Source organism: Colwellia piezophila ATCC BAA-637 (assembly GCF_000378625.1).
GTDB classification, from domain to species: domain Bacteria; phylum Pseudomonadota; class Gammaproteobacteria; order Enterobacterales; family Alteromonadaceae; genus Colwellia; species Colwellia piezophila.
The window spans coordinates 325,387-342,220 of sequence record NZ_KB905162.1 but is presented as its reverse complement, the minus strand read 5'-3'; the positions used below and the strand labels follow the sequence as shown (position 1 = coordinate 342,220).

General features: G+C 39.2%; 18 protein-coding genes. 2 read left to right on the top strand and 16 right to left on the bottom strand.

Annotation, left to right across the window (positions count from 1 at the left end):
* Nucleotides 1-24 precede the first annotated feature (24 nt).
* On the bottom strand, nucleotides 25-1,431 hold the full coding sequence (dbpA, locus tag F580_RS0107295; protein ID WP_019027054.1) for an ATP-dependent RNA helicase DbpA: 1,407 nt from the start codon (nucleotides 1,429-1,431) through the stop codon (nucleotides 25-27).
* A 207-nt stretch (nucleotides 1,432-1,638) separates the two neighbouring features.
* Here dbpA and F580_RS0107290 point away from each other — a divergent pair, with 207 nt between their 5' ends.
* Nucleotides 1,639-1,908 carry a hypothetical protein gene (locus tag F580_RS0107290; protein WP_019027053.1) on the top strand — a complete coding sequence of 90 codons (270 nt, stop codon included), beginning with the start codon at nucleotides 1,639-1,641 and terminating at the stop codon, nucleotides 1,906-1,908.
* Nucleotides 1,909-2,066: 158 nt separating this feature from the next.
* Nucleotides 2,067-2,228, top strand: a complete 162-nt coding sequence (locus tag F580_RS25930; protein ID WP_019027052.1) for a DUF2986 domain-containing protein — start codon at nucleotides 2,067-2,069, stop codon at nucleotides 2,226-2,228.
* Between the two features lie 137 nt (nucleotides 2,229-2,365).
* Here the strand turns inward: F580_RS25930 and F580_RS0107280 are convergent, their stop codons facing one another.
* The 15 genes from F580_RS0107280 to F580_RS0107210 form a co-directional block, all read right to left on the bottom strand.
* On the bottom strand, nucleotides 2,366-5,479 hold the full coding sequence (locus tag F580_RS0107280) for an efflux RND transporter permease subunit (RefSeq protein WP_019027051.1): 3,114 nt from the start codon (nucleotides 5,477-5,479) through the stop codon (nucleotides 2,366-2,368).
* A gap of 14 nt (nucleotides 5,480-5,493) precedes the next feature.
* A complete protein-coding gene (locus F580_RS0107275) occupies nucleotides 5,494-6,744 on the bottom strand; it encodes an efflux RND transporter periplasmic adaptor subunit (RefSeq protein ID WP_019027050.1) in 1,251 nt (416 codons plus the stop codon).
* A gap of 179 nt (nucleotides 6,745-6,923) precedes the next feature.
* Entirely contained in the window at nucleotides 6,924-7,280 is a 357-nt protein-coding gene (gene hpf, locus F580_RS0107270; protein ID WP_019027049.1) for a ribosome hibernation-promoting factor, HPF/YfiA family, read from the bottom strand.
* A gap of 375 nt (nucleotides 7,281-7,655) precedes the next feature.
* On the bottom strand, nucleotides 7,656-8,129 hold the full coding sequence (locus F580_RS0107265) for a phosphatidylglycerophosphatase A family protein (RefSeq protein WP_019027048.1): 474 nt from the start codon (nucleotides 8,127-8,129) through the stop codon (nucleotides 7,656-7,658).
* Between the two features lie 40 nt (nucleotides 8,130-8,169).
* Entirely contained in the window at nucleotides 8,170-9,132 is a 963-nt protein-coding gene (gene thiL, locus F580_RS0107260) for a thiamine-phosphate kinase (RefSeq protein WP_019027047.1), read from the bottom strand.
* 52 nt (nucleotides 9,133-9,184) lie between these two features.
* Nucleotides 9,185-9,601 (bottom strand): transcription antitermination factor NusB, encoded by a 417-nt coding sequence (gene nusB / locus F580_RS0107255; protein ID WP_019027046.1) that lies wholly within the window; start codon nucleotides 9,599-9,601, stop codon nucleotides 9,185-9,187.
* A 57-nt stretch (nucleotides 9,602-9,658) separates the two neighbouring features.
* Complete coding sequence (ribH, locus tag F580_RS0107250) at nucleotides 9,659-10,123, bottom strand: 6,7-dimethyl-8-ribityllumazine synthase (RefSeq protein ID WP_019027045.1); 465 nt, start codon at nucleotides 10,121-10,123, stop codon at nucleotides 9,659-9,661.
* Nucleotides 10,124-10,226: 103 nt separating this feature from the next.
* The gene (locus F580_RS0107245; protein ID WP_019027044.1) at nucleotides 10,227-11,033 is read right to left on the bottom strand and encodes an MlaA family lipoprotein; all 807 of its coding nucleotides are present in this window, start codon (nucleotides 11,031-11,033) and stop codon (nucleotides 10,227-10,229) included.
* A gap of 139 nt (nucleotides 11,034-11,172) precedes the next feature.
* Nucleotides 11,173-11,643, bottom strand: a complete 471-nt coding sequence (locus F580_RS0107240; protein ID WP_019027043.1) for a DUF2802 domain-containing protein — start codon at nucleotides 11,641-11,643, stop codon at nucleotides 11,173-11,175.
* A 107-nt stretch (nucleotides 11,644-11,750) separates the two neighbouring features.
* The gene (locus F580_RS0107235) at nucleotides 11,751-12,245 is read right to left on the bottom strand and encodes a chemotaxis protein CheW (protein ID WP_026301306.1); all 495 of its coding nucleotides are present in this window, start codon (nucleotides 12,243-12,245) and stop codon (nucleotides 11,751-11,753) included.
* Nucleotides 12,246-12,301: 56 nt separating this feature from the next.
* On the bottom strand, nucleotides 12,302-13,063 hold the full coding sequence (locus F580_RS0107230; protein WP_026301305.1) for a chemotaxis protein CheW: 762 nt from the start codon (nucleotides 13,061-13,063) through the stop codon (nucleotides 12,302-12,304).
* Complete coding sequence (locus F580_RS0107225) at nucleotides 13,064-13,852, bottom strand: ParA family protein (RefSeq protein WP_026301304.1); 789 nt, start codon at nucleotides 13,850-13,852, stop codon at nucleotides 13,064-13,066.
* 44 nt (nucleotides 13,853-13,896) lie between these two features.
* Entirely contained in the window at nucleotides 13,897-14,907 is a 1,011-nt protein-coding gene (locus F580_RS0107220) for a flagellar motor protein MotB (RefSeq protein ID WP_019027039.1), read from the bottom strand.
* Nucleotides 14,904-15,650, bottom strand: a complete 747-nt coding sequence (locus F580_RS0107215; RefSeq protein ID WP_019027038.1) for a flagellar motor protein — start codon at nucleotides 15,648-15,650, stop codon at nucleotides 14,904-14,906. Before F580_RS0107215 ends, F580_RS0107220 begins: the two co-directional genes overlap by 4 nt.
* Nucleotides 15,643-16,770, bottom strand: coding sequence for a protein-glutamate methylesterase/protein-glutamine glutaminase (locus tag F580_RS0107210; RefSeq protein WP_019027037.1), 1,128 nt, complete (start codon nucleotides 16,768-16,770; stop codon nucleotides 15,643-15,645). Before F580_RS0107210 ends, F580_RS0107215 begins: the two co-directional genes overlap by 8 nt.
* Nucleotides 16,771-16,834: the final 64 nt, after the last annotated feature.

The window sequence follows — 16,834 nt, the reverse complement described above, 5'->3', positions numbered from 1 at the left end:
TTTTTTAATGTAGACGTTAGCTTATTAAAAAGTTAAGTGACGTGCATTGAAGGTACGCCCTTTCATCTTGCCTTTAGTTATCTTTCGCAACGCTAAATTTAACGCGCCTTTAGTAACAGCTACATAGGCTTTGTTATCAAGTACCGAAATTTTACCAACTTCTGAGCCTTTAATGCCATTATCACCAGTAAGTGCACCTAAAATATCTCCAGCTCTAACTTTTTGCTTTTTACCGCCATCAATTTGAATGGTTGCCATTTTAGCTTGTGGACGTTCATAACTAAGTACAGCTGATGAAGGCAACGGCTCAGGTGTGATAACAGCTTCAAGGTAATCTTCAAGTAAACCAACTTTATAACTTTCTTTATCACTAAATAGTGAATACGCTAAACCTTTGCTACCTGCACGCCCTGTTCGGCCAATTCTATGTATGTGTACTTCACTATCGCGGGCAATATGATAATTAATAACTAAATCTAAACTATCAATATCCAAGCCACGGGCAGCAACATCAGTAGCGACAAGGATGGAAGCACTTTTGTTGGCAAAGCGTAATAAGGTTTGATCCCTATCACGTTGTTCTAAATCGCCATGTAAAGCTAAAACGCTAAAACCATCGTAATGTAAGGCATCGGCCACTTGCTTGGTTTCTTTTTTGGTATTACAAAAAATAGCGGTCGATTCAACTTGCTTGTCCAGTAACAATAAACGTAACGCGTCTAGGCGACTGTCATCGTCACTTACTTTAAAGAATTTTTGACTGATTGTTGATTGGTCTTCACTAGAAGCGATTTTCACCATCACAGGATCGGTCATGATACTTTTGCTAATAGACTTGATTTGGTCTGGAAACGTTGCACTAAAAAGTAACGTTTGACGGTCAAGTGGTGTACGTCCAACAATATTATCAAGTGCCGCTTGAAAGCCCATTTCTAGCATACGGTCAGCTTCATCAAGCACTAATAAGTTTAAGTTATCTAATTGTAATGTGCCTTTTATAACGTGTTCTTCAAGGCGACCTGGGGTACCAACAATAACATGTGCACCATGCTCTAAAGAACCAATTTGTGGACCAAAGGGTGTGCCGCCACAAAGTGTCAATATTTTAATATTATGAATACCACGTGCTAGTTTTCTCAACTCTTTCGCTACTTGGTCAGCCAGTTCACGGGTTGGACAAATCACCATGGATTGAATGCGAAACTTTTTAACTTCTAGTTTGTTAAGTAATGCTAAACCAAAGGCCGCGGTTTTGCCTGAGCCCGTTTTTGCTTCGCCAATAACATCTTTTCCCTTAAGCAATTCAGGTAAGGTTTTCGCTTGAATGGGTGTCATTTTCTCATAGCCAAGGGACGATAAGTTTTTAACTAGATCCTGTTTTAAGCTTAATGAAGAAAAAGCTAACGATGATGTAGTTGAATTAGTACTCAAAATAAACGCCTCTGGTTTATATTGCCTAGCTAAGCGCTAAGCCAAAAGATAAGAAAGCTTTCATTATATAAATAAGAAAACTTTCAAGAGAAAGATAATGCGCGCATAATAACAGTAATTTTTGCTCAACCCCAGTACATTAGAACAATGGTATTCAGCCCTATGACCACAGTTTCAAAACCGTTATGACTCCAGCAATGGCAAACTTTGCATAACAATCATGAAAGTTATGAAAATTATGCCTTAATTATCAAGCTGGTTGCCACCGCTATCACTTTGTTGTGCTTCACTTTTTCATTGACGGTGCTGGTTGCCTTACTACTACTCGCTGTGCTTTGGCTACAAGATGGTATTTGGAAAACCTTTCAGTGTCGAACAGCAAATGCGATAATAGCGATAGAAGATAAATTAGCGCTAAATGAAGCAGAGCAAATAAGTGAGTCGACTAAACCGTATTTGCTGTATAAACACTGGTAAATGAATCGTCCAACGAGCAAGGCACTTATTAGCGAGTATGTGGCTAATTCATTAAAGCCGACGGCGTTGTACCCATACTTGGCATTGATGTTTGTAGTAGTTGTTTTTCTATAAAAAATAGCCAAAATAATTTTAAGTTTATATGTAGAGATTATAAGATGAATAGAAAAAAGAAGATGAACAATATTTTGAAAAAAAAGGTTAAAAAAATGAATTCAAAGTTTCATACTACGAATAAACCTAAGTATGTATCAAAAGCGGATAGAGCTAAACTTGATGAAGCAGAGACTGCGCAAGAGTCAGTTCAAGCGCAAGATTAACGAATAAATAGTAGCGCTAGCTTCGTGGTTAATAACACGCTGGCTAGTTACTTAGCTTTTAGCAAACAAATAAAAAGGGCACATACTATTTATATATAGTATGTGCCCTTTTTTGATGCTAGCCGGTGGTAAAATCGTTAGCTAACATCTGAATGTCCTTTAAATTTTTCTCGCATACGTTGTATCACTAGGTAGAAATAAGGCACAAGTAAGGTACCAAATAGTGTCGCGGCGATCATACCCGAAAGTACCGTGATACCGAGAGAGACCCGACTACCCGCACCGGCACCCGTTGCAAAGACCAACGGTAATACACCGAGAATAAAAGAAAAAGCAGTCATCAATACCGCACGAAAACGCATTCTAGCGGCATTAAGCGCGGCATTCATAATCGTTTCTCCCGCCGCCCTTTGCTCCATGGCAAACTCGACAATCAAAATAGCAGTTTTAGTGGACAGGCCTATCAATAATACCAAGCCAACTTGCGCATAGATATTATTTGCCATGCCAACTGTATAAAGTGCCAACATAGAGCCAAACAACGCTAACGGCACTGCCGCTAACACTGAAAATGGAATAGTCCAACTTTCATATTGTGCTACTAAGAATAGGTAAACAAAGAGAATAGCTAAACCAAATAAGATAGGTGCTAAGTTGCCTGCTTCTAATTCTTGTTTAGACTGTCCAGACCATTCGTAAATATAACCTTGAGGTAATTTACTCGCTAGCTCTTCCATAACATCAATTGACTGTCCTGAAGAAAAGCCCGGAGCGGCATTACCGGTGATACTCGCACTACGATACAAGTTAAAATGACTAATGGTTGTTGGCCCTAAAATAGGCTTCATAGTTGCTAAGGTCGTTAGCGGCACCATTTCATTATCTTTATTACGGACAAAGTAATAACGCAAGTCTGATGGGTCTTTTCGATACTGACTTTCAGCTTGTATAGTGACGCGATAGGTTCGTCCAAATTGACTAAAGTCGTTAATATATAAAGAGCCTAATTGCGCTTGCAAAGTAGAGAATATATCAGACAAAGAGACACCTTGTGCTTTGGCTTTATTCCGATCGACTTCTAAAAAGTATTGCGGCACGTTGGCTCTAAAGGTACTAAATACCCGTGTTAATTCAGGTCGTTGATTCGCCTCATAAATGAGACCGTTCATCACTTGCGCTAACGCGGCGGGATCTCGACCTTCACTGTCTTGCAACTTAAATTCAAAACCTGAGCTATTGCCAAGACCAGGGATAGGCGGCGGGTTAAACACCATGATTTGGGCATCAGGCATAGTCCATAATTGCCCCATTAATCGTGGGATTAACTGCTTTAACCCCAATTCAGGCGCGGTACGCTCTTCCCAATCTTTAAGCAGGATAATCGCCAGACCATTATTTGAGCCGGCACCACCAAGAAGTGAGTAACCTGACACGGTAATAATATCATCAACGGCGGCGTCGTTTAATATCAGTGGTGTGATCTTATCCATTACCGCTTGTGTACGATTACTTGACGCGGCATCGGGTAGCTGAACATCGACAAATAGGTAACCTTGGTCTTCAGCAGGTAAAAATGCTGTTGGTACTGAAGTTGTTAACCAACCGGCACCAATAAACATTAAGCCGACAAAAAGGCCGACCCGAGCAAGTCGTTTAAGCAAGAAGGCAACAGCTTTGGTATAGCTGCCAGTGACCTTAGTAATAAGGCGTTCAAATGGCACTAACCAGGAAATGGGTTTCATTTTTTCAGCGCTTAATAACACAACACAAAGTGCAGGACTTAGGGTTAGAGCATTAAGTGAAGAAATTAGCACAGCAAATGAGATAGTCACTGAGAATTGTTTATATAATTCCCCGGTAATACCTGGCATAAAGGCCACGGGAACAAATACAGCTAACAGTACCAAGGTGGTAGCGATAATAGGTCCAGAGACTTGCTCCATCGCTTTTGTGACCGCTTCTTTAATGGGTAACTGTTCTTCTTTTAAGATACGCTCAACATTTTCTATCACGATAATGGCATCATCAACGACGATACCGATGGCAAGTACTAAACCAAATAAGGTAATGGTGTTGATTGAATAACCCATCAAAATCATAAACGCAAAAGTACCGATGAGTGACACCGGGATAGCTAGGGTTGGGATGATGGTGGCACGCCAATTTTGCAGGAATAAAAACACCACTAATATTACTAAAGCTATCGCTTGAAAAAGGGTAACCATAACTTCTTCAATGGAGCGGTCAATAAATTTAGTGGTATCGTATGGGATAACATACTCTAAACCATCAGGAAAACGCTGAGAAAGTATTTCCATTTCAGCTTTTACTAACGAAGCAACTTCAGTGGCATTAGCATCAGGTAGCTGGTAGATAACAAGAAAGGCAGTTTCTTTACCATTTAACCTTGCTTGGGTTGAATAATCTTCTGCACCTAACTCTATACGAGCAATATCACTTAAGCGGATAAAGTTACCGTTGAGCTGAGCGCGAATTATCGTTTGACCGAATTCTTCCGGTGTTTGTAAGCGCCCTTTGGCTTGAATAGAGTACTCAAATTGTTGGTTAGGTAACGATGGACTAGCGCCAAACTTACCTGCGGCAACAATCATATTCTGTTCTTGTAATGCTTGCTGTACTTCGGTGACGGTAATACTTAAAGATGCCATACGTTCAGGGTTTAACCAAACACGCATACTGTAGGTCATTTCACCCATTATTTCTGCTGAAGCAACACCTTCAATACGCCCTAAAGGCTCAGTTAAATAGTTAGAGGCATAATTACTTAAAAAGAGTTGATCGATACCTTCTTGTTCCGAAAACAAGTTAATACCTAACAACATTGAACTAGACTTTTTCTTAACGTCAACCCCTTGACGAGTTACCTCAGAAGGTAGTGAGCTAGTAGCAAGTGCAACCCTGTTCTGCACATTGACTTGCGCAATATCGCCATCTGTTCCGACTTTAAAAAATACCGTAATAACTGCAGTACCATTATTTGAGGCGGAAGATTCGATATACATCATATCTTCTACGCCATTGACCTGTTCTTCAATAGGCCTGATAACTGACTCTTCAACAATTTGAGCACTTGCTCCTGGATAGACCGCAGAAATTTGCACTTGAGGAGGTGTTATTTCTGGGTACATATTTACCGGTAACACGCTCATGGCAATTAAGCCGGCAAGGGTGATAACAATAGAGATAACAAACGCAAATTTAGGGCGATTGATAAAAGTTTTACTGATCATAAAATCGTCCTTGTTTATTTATCGACGGTAGCACTAGGGCTGATGTTTGGTTCAATAGCTTTTGAAGAATCTGCCGCTTTGTTATCCATATCAGAGATGGTGCCCGTGAGTGCATCGACATATTTTTTAACGCCATTGACTTCAACACCTGAGCGCACTTTTTGTAAACCTTCGACAATCACATGTTCGCCAATAGCAACACCCTTCTCTACTACCCACATAGCATTGATTCGTCTACCGAGTACAACATGGCGTTGTTTTACTTTGTTATCTTGGCCGACAATTAATACAAATTTTCCTTGTTGGTTTTCTTGTACTGCCGCTTGAGGAATTAGCGCCATCTCTTCCTTATCTAACGTTTCAACAATCAAGGTAACAAATAGGCCAGGTAAAATAATATTTCTAGGGTTTGGAAAAACGGTCCTCAGTTCAACAGTGCCCATACCTTGGGCAATTTTAGTATCAGCAAAGTCTAACTTACCTTTTTCTGGATACTCTGAATTGTTTGGCAGCCGTAGAGAAAGCTCAAATTCAGGTTTTTTGGCCGTTCTTGCGCCCTGAAGTTGTTGTAAATAAGAAATGTAGAAACTTTCTTCAACTTGGAAACTTACAAAAATAGGGTCGCTTATAATTAGAGTCGCCAAGGGACTACTTGTTGGACCAACAATATTACCGACATTATAATTTACTTTACCAATTCGACCGCTAAAAGGCGCCGTGATTGTAGTGTAGCTTAAATCAAGTTCCGCTTTTTCAACTGAAGCTTGTGCAGCTTTAACCGCTGATTTAGCTTGCGACTCTTCCGTCGTTAAACGATCATAATCAGATTGAGAAATATAACCGTCATCAATAAGGTCATTAGCACGTTTTAAGTTACGCTTGGCATTTTCTTCTCCTGACACCCTTGAACTTAAGTCAGCTTTGGCTGCTGATAAGGCGGCTTGATATGCTGCGGGGTCTATTTTTAATAAGACTTGACCCTTTTCAACATTACTGCCTTCTTTGAAATGACGTTCAATCAACTCGCCTTCAACACGTGCCCTTAAGTCAGCTTCTTTAAAAGCTTCAGTGCGTGCGACAAACTCACGGTAGCCGCCAATGGCTTGTGCTTTAATGGTGTAGACAGAAACAGCTGGCGCAGGTGGTTTAATTTTCACCTCTTCTTTACTACAAGCCGTAAGGGTTAGCGTCAAAAGTCCAAAAATTGCGAGTTTATTCGTTGAGGTTTGAAAGGTATCAGATTGTCTTAAAAAGCGTTTTAGCATCAAAAAATTCCTTGTGAGGTTAATGCTTTATATATTAATGGTTTTGATTATTACACAGCGAGTCTACAATGCAGTAATTATTTGTACCAATTAGCAAAAACTTAGGAATTTAATAAAAAAAAGCTGCGAACAAGGTTCAACAGCTTTTCTAGTTTGAAGATTATAGAATTATAGGAGAATTATGATAGGTTCATCTCTTGCACCTTTTCATGGGCAATTTCAGGAGTCGTTGCACCTGGTTTGGTGTGTATATTGGCTTTTAATTGCCCTTTTCTATGTTTAAGGGCTGCATCGAGTTTTTTTGCGGCATTGGCAATAGCCGGGTACATAACACCATCTAAACCGGTAGCTGAGATTCGTCCACCTTCATAGTTTGTCGTTAGCTCGACTTGATATTTATGATGCTCTTTAGAAACAATTACGTCTAGAGATATTAATGTTGGAAAGTGGTTGGCAATTTTAGAGAATTTTTCTTCGATATGCTCTTTGATTGAATCATTAACTTCTACGTGATGACCAGAAAGATTTATTTTCATAGGTATTCCTTTTTTACTGTTACTTAAAGACATTTGATCTAATACCAATCAGAGTAATTTCTTACTCACTTAACGAGAATTATTCCCTTTGGTATAATGACTATTTAAATTAAACGACAATTAAATTTAAATGAAAGTGTGTCACTTAATAATAGACCTGAGGGCAAGTTTTGCTAAAAACAAGGAATCGAATTAAATATTTTTAAAATAACCGCTAACTCATAAAAAAACAGCACTTGTCACCTCGTTATAAAAATAGCGTATAAGAGGCGAAAATACTATTTTTCTAAAATAAAGAGCGGATCATAAGATAATGGTTTGGCCGCGGGGATTTCGTCCTGATAGGACAAAGGCACGAGAAACTGCAAGTAAGTATCAGAAAATTAGGTGCATAATAGCAAGGGCAAAAAGACCTGCTAGAACATCGTCAAACATGATACCAAAGCCGCCGGTTAACTTTTTATCCGCAAGTGATATTGGCCAAGGCTTTGCAATATCAAAGAGTCGAAATAAAATGAAGCCAACTAACACACTCTGCCAACTGACGGGTATCATAAACATAGTGATAAAAAATCCGGCGAATTCATCCCAAACAATAGCACCATGATCGTGAACACCGACATCACTTGCTGCTTTTCCACAGATATATATACCCGAGATGCAAACAACTAGCACCAATAATGCGTAGATTAACGGCGTTAAACTGCTCATTAGTAAAAAAAGTGGTACAGCGGCAAGGGTACCAAATGTACCTGGCGCTTTCGGGGCTAAACCACTACCAAAGCCTAATGCTAAGAATTGAATTGGATCAGCAAGATTAAATTTGACCTGGGTATTTTTACTCGACATAAAATTAAACGCTTAATTATTAGTAAACGACTCAAGGAAGCTATTCAGTGAAATGCTCAAAACCTGCGATATTGATTGGCGTAGGTTTATTGTTCAACGTGGTAGAGATGGTCTGTGATGTATTTAATTGTCCTATACAAGTGACCGGAGTACCGACGTGTGACATAGCGGTTTCCATGCCAACTTTGTTATCTTCAGAGACAGTAAATAATAACTCATAGTCATCTCCTCCCGATAAGGCCAGTTTGATTGCATCATCTGCAAGCACGCTATCACGCATTATGGTAGACAGCGGTAATGCATCAAGTACTACGTTAGCCCCCACATTGGATGCTTGACATATATGTCCTAAATCAGCGATTAACCCATCAGAAAGATCTATCGCTGCAGAGGCGTATTCTCGAAGAGTTTGCCCGGCTAATATCCTTGGCTTTGGGTAGTCAAGTTTAGCTTTTATGGTACTGATAAACTGTGGTTCAATATCCACTTTACCGGTAATCTGTTGTAAAGCTAACGCTGCATCACCGAGGTCACCAGTAACATAAAGCCAGTCGCCTGCTTTAGCACCTGCTCGTGTTAAGTAACTTCCCTCTGGTGTTAGCCCTTGTGCGGTAAGAGTGATACTTAAAGGACCTTGGGTGGTATCTCCACCAATAAGCTCGACATTATAAAACTCACACAACTCAAAAACACCTTCACAGAACTCACTTAACCAAGCTTCATCTACTTCCGGTAAAGTTAACGCTAAAGATAACCAACTAGGCTTTGCCCCCATTGCGGCGATATCAGATAAATTAACCGCGACGGCTTTATGACCAATAGCCCTTGGGCTGGTATCAAACGGAAAGTGCACTCCTGCAACCAATGTATCTGTGGTTACCACGATATTTTGATTAACAATAGGCGCTAAAACAGCGCAATCATCACCAATACCAAGTTCAACGTCTTTACGTTTAACTTTTTGTTTGGTGAAAAAATGCTTAATTAACTCGAACTCTTTCATGCTAGGCCTTTAGTTGCTAATAAATTGGTACTAATAAGTTGCTACTAATAGGTTATTCTTCAGGACGAATTAACTTTACGGTTTTATCTAAAACACCGTTAACAAACTTGTGACTGTCATCAGCAGCAAATAATTTTGCTAGTTCTATCGCTTCATTAATGACTACACGATAAGGCACGTCTAAACAATCTTTTAGTTCAAAAACGGCTACACGTAGAATTGCCTTTTCTACATGATCAATATCATTAAGAGGGCGATCGACAAAGGGAGAAATCGCTGCATCAATATCACTGACATTTGCGGTAACACCACGTAATAACAATTGAAAATATTCAATATCAAAGCGACGTTTACTATTTTCTGCAATAAAGTTAACTTCAATATCATTTACAGAGTTTTTGCTGATTTGCCATGAGTAAGTAGCTTGTACGGCTAACTCACGGGCTTTTCTTCTCGGAGAAGGTTTCACAATATATGTCCATTTTTCTTAAGTTTAAAGGTAATGTTTAGGAGTTAATTTATTAAATTAAATCTTAGCTAATACATTAACCATTTCCAAGGCGCCAAGTGCGGCTTCAGCACCTTTATTACCCGCCTTAGTTCCAGCTCGCTCAATTGCTTGTTCGATTGAATCGGTAGTAATAACACCAAAGGAAACCGGAATTCCACTGTCTAAACACACTTGCGCTAAACCTTTGTTGCACTCACCGGCAACAAAATCAAAATGCGGTGTTCCACCACGAATTACAGCGCCAATAGCAATAATGGCATCAGTTTCACCTTTTTCAGCAACTTTTTTAGCCGCTAAAGGTAATTCATAAGCGCCAGGAACACGAACGACGGTAATATCATCATCATTAACATTACCATGACGTTTAAGAGCATCAATTGCTCCTTCTAGTAAGCTATCAACAATAAAGTGATTAAAACGTGAGACAACAATAGCAAATTTCTTGCCCTTTGCTTCAAACGAACCTTCAATAATATTCATTTAATGATTCCAATATGGTGTGTCTAAAAAATTATCGCAATTCTAACAAATTGTTATCCGCATAGGTACTCGTTTATTCTATTTATTACCTAAAAGGTATTGGTTAATCAAAATCATCAAACTCTTCGAGTAAAGCGTCCAATGCATCCTCTTCTGCCTCATTAATTATAATCGGGGGGTTTCCGTCAAAAAGTTTATAGTTCATATTTTGGAAATAGGCATTCTTAATGAACTCATAGGGATCTTCTGACTCGACCACGAGCTGCTCTTGATCTCGAATCGCCGATCTTTTCTCTAAGGCTAAGATACCTAAACGGGCAAGGTTAGGCCAAAAGTCAATAACAACAAGAGGCCAATAGAGTCCATCAACGTAATCCCCCACTTCTTCTCGTACTGAGCTTGGGCCTAAACCTGGAATGACAAGATAGGGCCCGTCGCCAACACCATAACTGCCCAGTACCTCACCAAACTCCTCTTGCTCCCCTGACCAATCAAAATCACTGGCTGGATCATAGAAACCCAAAAGACCAATGGTCGAGTTAAGAACAAAGCGACCGGTATTTTTTGCAGCTGATGTCAATTTTAGTTGAAGAATATTATTTATGATACTTGAAGGCTCATTCAAGTTTAAAGCCATATTGTATAGACCCGTCCGTAAGAAAGGTGGCGTATAAGTGGTATAAACCTCTGATGCGGGTTTAGCTAGATACTTATCAACATAATCCCAAGTGAAAGTCCAAAAGGGCCTATTGATAGCTTCAAAAGGGTCTCTTGGATCACCAACATAAGCAAACTCAGTAGCTTCACTTTGATTTTTATCGTGATTTTCAGGAGTTGTGGAGCAACCCGATAGAAATAGAATTAATGTAAGTATGAATAATCGAATGTATAGTGTTATGGCTGAGCTCACAGGGCCTATTCCTTGCCGTTACATAGAGATGTATTAAAAAACGACAGCAGTCTAACATGAAACTCATAATTTCGTGAATAACGTTTTAACTAACCTTTACTCTATTTTGTTACTAAAGGTAATAGAATAGTGACCTGCCCTATTTTGTTCGAACGCGCTGCCGGTAGACTGAAAGTAACATTTCAACTTCTGCACGAGGTAACTCACATTCTCTAATGATTTCATCAATATCAGCTCCTTTTTCAGCTAATTTAAAGGCTCTATTATAAAATTTATCTTGTCCTTGATTTTCTTGCCATTGTATTACAAGTTGTTGTTGCTCATATGCCTGACTTTGTAAGTTCTTTATTCGTAGCTCTAATTGTTTGGTCACTTGATTGTTTTCCATTGCCGCCCCTTCATGGTTAGCAGCCAAAGACTTCAGTTCCTGCTGTAATTTACTGGTAGAGGACTGTATTTCATCAACCAGTAAAGAAGTGCTTTGCATTTGGATATCAAGTAGAAGTACTTTATTTTTTAGCTTGGTTAAATATATAAAAAAAATTGTACTCGTTAACACGACAAAGAACAGTGCTAATACTGCGATAATAGGGACGGCTAGTAATGACATTAATGACTATTGCCTCAAATAAAAACTCATGATTAATTGCATAATAAAAAAGTCTGTGAATACAGACTTTATTTAGGTAAGTAATTTTAGATAGTGCGAGTTAGAGGTTAAAATTCCTTAAGCTCATCCCACTCATCATCTGATAATAATTTGTCTAAGTCGACCAAGATGAGTAGTTCACCATCACGGTTCGAAACCCCTTGAATAAATTGAGCACTTTCTTCATTACCAACATTGGGTGCTACATCAATTTCTGAAGATTTTAAATAGACAACCTCGGCAACGCTGTCGACTAAAATACCAATGACTTGCTTTTCCGACTCGATAACAACAACACGGGTATTATCAGTAATATCACATGGCTCTAGACCAAACCGAGAACGGGTATCAATAACAGTGACAACATTGCCGCGTAGGTTGATAATACCCAGTACATACAGAGGGGCTCCTGGTACCGGTGCTATTTCACTATAACGTAACACCTCTTGTACCTGCATTACATTGATGCCGTAAGTTTCATTTTCTAATTTAAATGTCACCCATTGCAACACTTCATCATTAGCTTCAACTTTATTATTTGAACTTCGTCTATTATTTGACATATTACTCGCCTCTAAAATTACATACTTTAACTGCCTATCATTAGACAGAAATAACATTATTGCTCTTGATTAAAGTCACTGCCTTTATCAAGTAATTGAATTAAAGCACTTACATCAAGTAAGGCACACATTTTCTCTTTGACTAGCCCTGCTAACCACGGCCTTTTATTGGTGGTGTCTAGCCATTTCACTTCATCTTGACGCAATATTACTGTATCAACTAAATTTTCCGCCATCAGTCCCCAAGGACTATCCTTTAACATGATAATATATTGATAGTTTAGCGAATTCCTCAATTTTTCATCACATTTTTCTGGCATTACCCACAAAGCCGTATCGACAACATTAATTTTTTCATTTCGATAAAGCATTACCCCTTTAAACCAATCAGGTTTACCCATTAAACTAGTCGTTTTATCCATTTTGTGAATTCCCCCAAGCTCTATCAAAGGAACGGCAATGGTTAAGCCGGCAACATTAAAAAACATGGCTTGGAAGTCACCTTGACGATAGCTTTTCGCCTCTAGAGCAACATCGTCAGTTCGGATTTCTTCAACGGATGAGGGTAATACTTTAATCGCTGAAAGAGGCTCTTCCTCTTCACTAACTACTCGGTTTTTTACAAGGGGGACTTTAGCTACACTCACTGTTTCTAATAATTTTTCTAACGATTTATTATCTTTATGCGCTAAAGGTTTACTTGTCGTTTTCTTTTCAGTACGTTGTGGTGATAACTCTTGTTCGAGATCCGACTCTGTCAGCAATTCAGACAGGTAGTTTTTCATTATTTTCTTACTCGCGGTCAACGATTTACTCATTTAAGACTCAACCTCGCTGCTTTTTACATTTTGTTTTACTAAGTAATTCAATAGGCTCTTATACGCTATAGTCCCACGTGAGTTTGCTGCATAATCTGAAGGGACTTTTCGTGCAAGACTAGCATTTCTTAGGTTGGTATCGATGGGCACAACCCCTGGCCACATCTTATTAGTATAGACTTCTTGCAGTTTTTTAAAGGCTAAAATGGAGGCTTTTGTCCGTTTATCAAACATAGTAGGTACTATTGTGTATTTGAAAGGGGCTGTTTGCTCACCTTGCATTATTTCCAGGGTTTTGACCATACGATCTAAGCCTTTAAGTGCTAAAAATTCAGTTTGAACCGGTATCACGATACGATCCGCTGCGGCCAGAGCATTTACCATTAATACACCAAGCACAGGCGGGCAATCCATCAAAACATAATCATAGCTATCCGCAACTTTTTGTACCGCCTTTTTAAGGACTAAACCCATGCCCCCTTTAGCCCCTAATGATCGGTCTAATGTCGCTAAGCTCATTGTTGCCGGCAAAATATCAATATTAGAATAATGTGTTGGACATAAAGTTTGCAGGATTTGTTCTCTTGATGAGACTTGAGTAAATAAGTCATAAACGCTCAGCTCTAAATCTTCTGATTCAATGCCGAAATAATAACTTAATGAAGCATGGGGGTCAGTATCGACTAATAAAACTTTGTGTCCTTGCTCAGCTAAAATACCAGCAAGAGCGATAGTTGTAGTGGTTTTACCAACACCACCTTTCTGATTTGCTACGGTCCACACAATCAAGGGCACTACTCACTTACGTTAATAAATCTATTTTTTGAAAGTTATTATTCTAAACCATCTTTGTTTTTTGTATTTGTTGACTTTTCAGTCTCAGGTAGGGGAGTTTTTTCATTATCATCCCTTGTGGTAATTCTAATACCACCATTTTCTAAGCGAATCACTTTGATTTTAGCTTCTTCATTTAAAGCGCCACTTCGGCTAATATCTTCAACACTTTTTAAGTCAATGGTTGGTGTTTTCAGTAAGTTCTTTTTTTCTAGACCGTACTTAGAGATAGCAACAACCACCTTGCGATTTTGAGCTCTACCTTGTGCGGTTAAATTGTCCGCACTAGGATAGTATTGACCATAACCTTCGATAGCCATTCGGGCAGGGTTTAAACCTAACGTCTCTAACACCCTCAAAATAGCAGTAGCTCTAAAAACAGACAGTTCCCAATTAGATGAGAAAACTTCATTATTTATCGCTTGATTATCGGTATAGCCTCGTACACGAATAAAGTTACTCGCTTGACCAATGACATCATAAATGGCCGATAAAATGGCTTCAGCGGAGAGAGTCGCTGAAGATGAGCCACTGGGGAACAACAAAGCACTGTTTAACTCTATCTCTAACCAGTCACCATCTATTTGTAGTTGTGCAAAACCTGATTCAACTAATTCGTATAATGCTGTATGTAACTCTTCTTCGAGTGAAGTCAGGTTGTTACCGACTTGCGCATCAGAAATATTAGATAACACTTTTTCATTATCAAGTATTTCCGGGCCCGCTATATCTAAGACACCATTACCATAAAGTTTTTTATTAGTCTTGCTAGTATTCACCATCAAAACACCATCACCATGACCTCTATTTTTTGTCTTATCTTCATAAGCTTGAAATACACGGCCAAAAGACTCAGTAATGGTCTCAAAAGGTTTTTCGTTCACCATGGCCATTGCATATAAGACCACAAATAAAGCAAACATTAAGGTCATATAATCAGCGTAAGAGACTAACCAACGGTGAACATTATCATGCTCTATTGTGTGTCTTCTTTTACGCAAACGATTCATTGATCTAGCCTAAATGCAGATAGTTTATTTTCAATCGCATGGGGGTTTTCACCATTGGCAATGGAGACTAACCCTTCACAAACCATTTCTCTATACATGGTTTGTTGATGTACGATAGCGCGAATCTTGTTTGCTACCGGTAAGTAAAATAAATTGGCAAAACCAACACCGTAAATAGTGGCAATAAAGGCTGTAGCAATACCTTGTCCTAGTAATTCAGGCTCGGCTAAATTGCTCATAGCATGAATCAAACCTAGCACAGCACCGAGTATTCCGATGGTAGGACTGTAGCCTCCCATGGCTTCATAAACATTAGCAGAGCGTAGGTTATGTTCACGATAGATATCCAAATCAAGCTCTAAGGCAACCCGAAAGTTGTCTAGCTCTGCGCCATCTACTAATAAATTTAAACCTTTTTGAGTATAGCTGTCCTCAATCTCTAGTGCGGTATCTTCTAATGCAAGGTAACCAGACTCCCTCGCCTTTGTTGCCCAGATCACTATTTCTTCAATACCGCGGTCAATATCATATTTAGGTGGGTAAAAAACCCACTTAAGTAGAGATAGAGCATGAGTAAACTGCTTTAACGAAGACTGAATCATTACAGCCCCTAATGTGCCGCCAAAGACAATAATAAAAGCTGGTAATTCAAATAAGGCGGACACGTGGCCACCATCAAGTGTAAAGCCAATATAGACAGCTAATATTGCAACGATGAGCCCCGCGACACTTAACTTATCCACGAGATACTTCCTTAACAATAGAGCTAGCTATAACATCTAACGGCAAGGAAAGATGAGATAACCCCGCTTTATCAATAGCTTGTGGCATCCCATAAACAACACATGATTGTTCGTCCTGCGACCAAATAGTCGAACCTTTAGCTTTCAACATTCTAGAGCCGTCTTTACCATCAGAGCCCATACCCGTTAATATTACGCCTAACACTTTACCTGAAAAAGTTTTAGCTGCAGAGCCAAAGCTTATATCAACACTTGGTTTAAAGGTTATCTTGGGCGAGTCATCATCAAGTATTTTTATTTTTGCACTACTCTCACTGCCAGCAATAATCATTTGTCGCCCACCTGGAGCTAAATAAGCATGACCTGGCTTTAATACATCGCCATCAGCAGCTTCTTTGACGTTTATTTTACACAGGGTATTTAAGCGACTTGCAAATGCTGCAGTAAATGCCGCAGGCATATGTTGCACAATAATGATGGGTAATGGAAAGTTAGACTCTAATTCCACTAATATTTTTTGTAATGCTACTGGCCCTCCCGTAGAAGTACCAATGGCCAAAAGTTTATATTCTTTACCAGAACTGCGGGTCAGCGTTTTTTTATCTCTGGTTACTGTGGTAGATGGTGTCAGTTGTTTATTAGCACTTGATGGTAGTCTTTCTTTTTGTAGGCGTGGGCTTGAAAGTCCTGTTCGAAGAGCTATTTTTGGTTTAAATGGCGCGGGTTTTCGAGCAATTCCTACAACACGTTGACGCAATAAACTCCCAGCTTCATCACTACTTTTTGCTATTTCACTAAATTTTTTTGGTAAAAAGTCTAAAGCCCCTGCTTCAAGGGCCTCAAGTGTTGCTTTTGCACCTTGATGAGTTAACGATGAAAACATTAATATTGCCGTTGGTGCTTTTGCCATAATTTGTTTAACAGCATCAATACCATTAAGTACCGGCATTTCAATGTCCATGGTGATGACATCAGGTTTCAGCAATATAGCTTTTTCAACCGCATCTCGTCCATTTACTGCCACGTCAATAACGTTTAGTTTTGGATCTTTATTTAAAATGTCTGTGACTCTGCGCCTAAAGAAGCTTGAGTCGTCTACGACAAGTACCTTGTAGGCCATTTAACCTCTCTGATGATGCTCGGTAAAATTAAACTATAAATACCGCTTTGCTAAAAGCTAAGCT

What these genes read in the sequence shown, in the direction of transcription:
- F580_RS25930 (WP_019027052.1), top strand. Translation starts at nt 2,067, where the DNA reads ATGAATAGAAAAAAGAAGATGAACAATATTTTGAAAAAAAAGGTTAAA.
- F580_RS0107280 (WP_019027051.1), bottom strand. Translation starts at nt 5,479, where the DNA reads ATGATCAGTAAAACTTTTATCAATCGCCCTAAATTTGCGTTTGTTATC.
- F580_RS0107275 (WP_019027050.1), bottom strand. Translation starts at nt 6,744, where the DNA reads ATGCTAAAACGCTTTTTAAGACAATCTGATACCTTTCAAACCTCAACG.
- hpf (WP_019027049.1), bottom strand. Translation starts at nt 7,280, where the DNA reads ATGAAAATAAATCTTTCTGGTCATCACGTAGAAGTTAATGATTCAATC.
- F580_RS0107265 (WP_019027048.1), bottom strand. Translation starts at nt 8,129, where the DNA reads ATGTCGAGTAAAAATACCCAGGTCAAATTTAATCTTGCTGATCCAATT.
- thiL (WP_019027047.1), bottom strand. Translation starts at nt 9,132, where the DNA reads ATGAAAGAGTTCGAGTTAATTAAGCATTTTTTCACCAAACAAAAAGTT.
- ribH (WP_019027045.1), bottom strand. Translation starts at nt 10,123, where the DNA reads ATGAATATTATTGAAGGTTCGTTTGAAGCAAAGGGCAAGAAATTTGCT.
- F580_RS0107240 (WP_019027043.1), bottom strand. Translation starts at nt 11,643, where the DNA reads ATGTCATTACTAGCCGTCCCTATTATCGCAGTATTAGCACTGTTCTTT.
- F580_RS0107235 (WP_026301306.1), bottom strand. Translation starts at nt 12,245, where the DNA reads ATGTCAAATAATAGACGAAGTTCAAATAATAAAGTTGAAGCTAATGAT.
- F580_RS0107230 (WP_026301305.1), bottom strand. Translation starts at nt 13,063, where the DNA reads ATGAGTAAATCGTTGACCGCGAGTAAGAAAATAATGAAAAACTACCTG.
- F580_RS0107220 (WP_019027039.1), bottom strand. Translation starts at nt 14,907, where the DNA reads ATGAATCGTTTGCGTAAAAGAAGACACACAATAGAGCATGATAATGTT.
- F580_RS0107210 (WP_019027037.1), bottom strand. Translation starts at nt 16,770, where the DNA reads ATGGCCTACAAGGTACTTGTCGTAGACGACTCAAGCTTCTTTAGGCGC.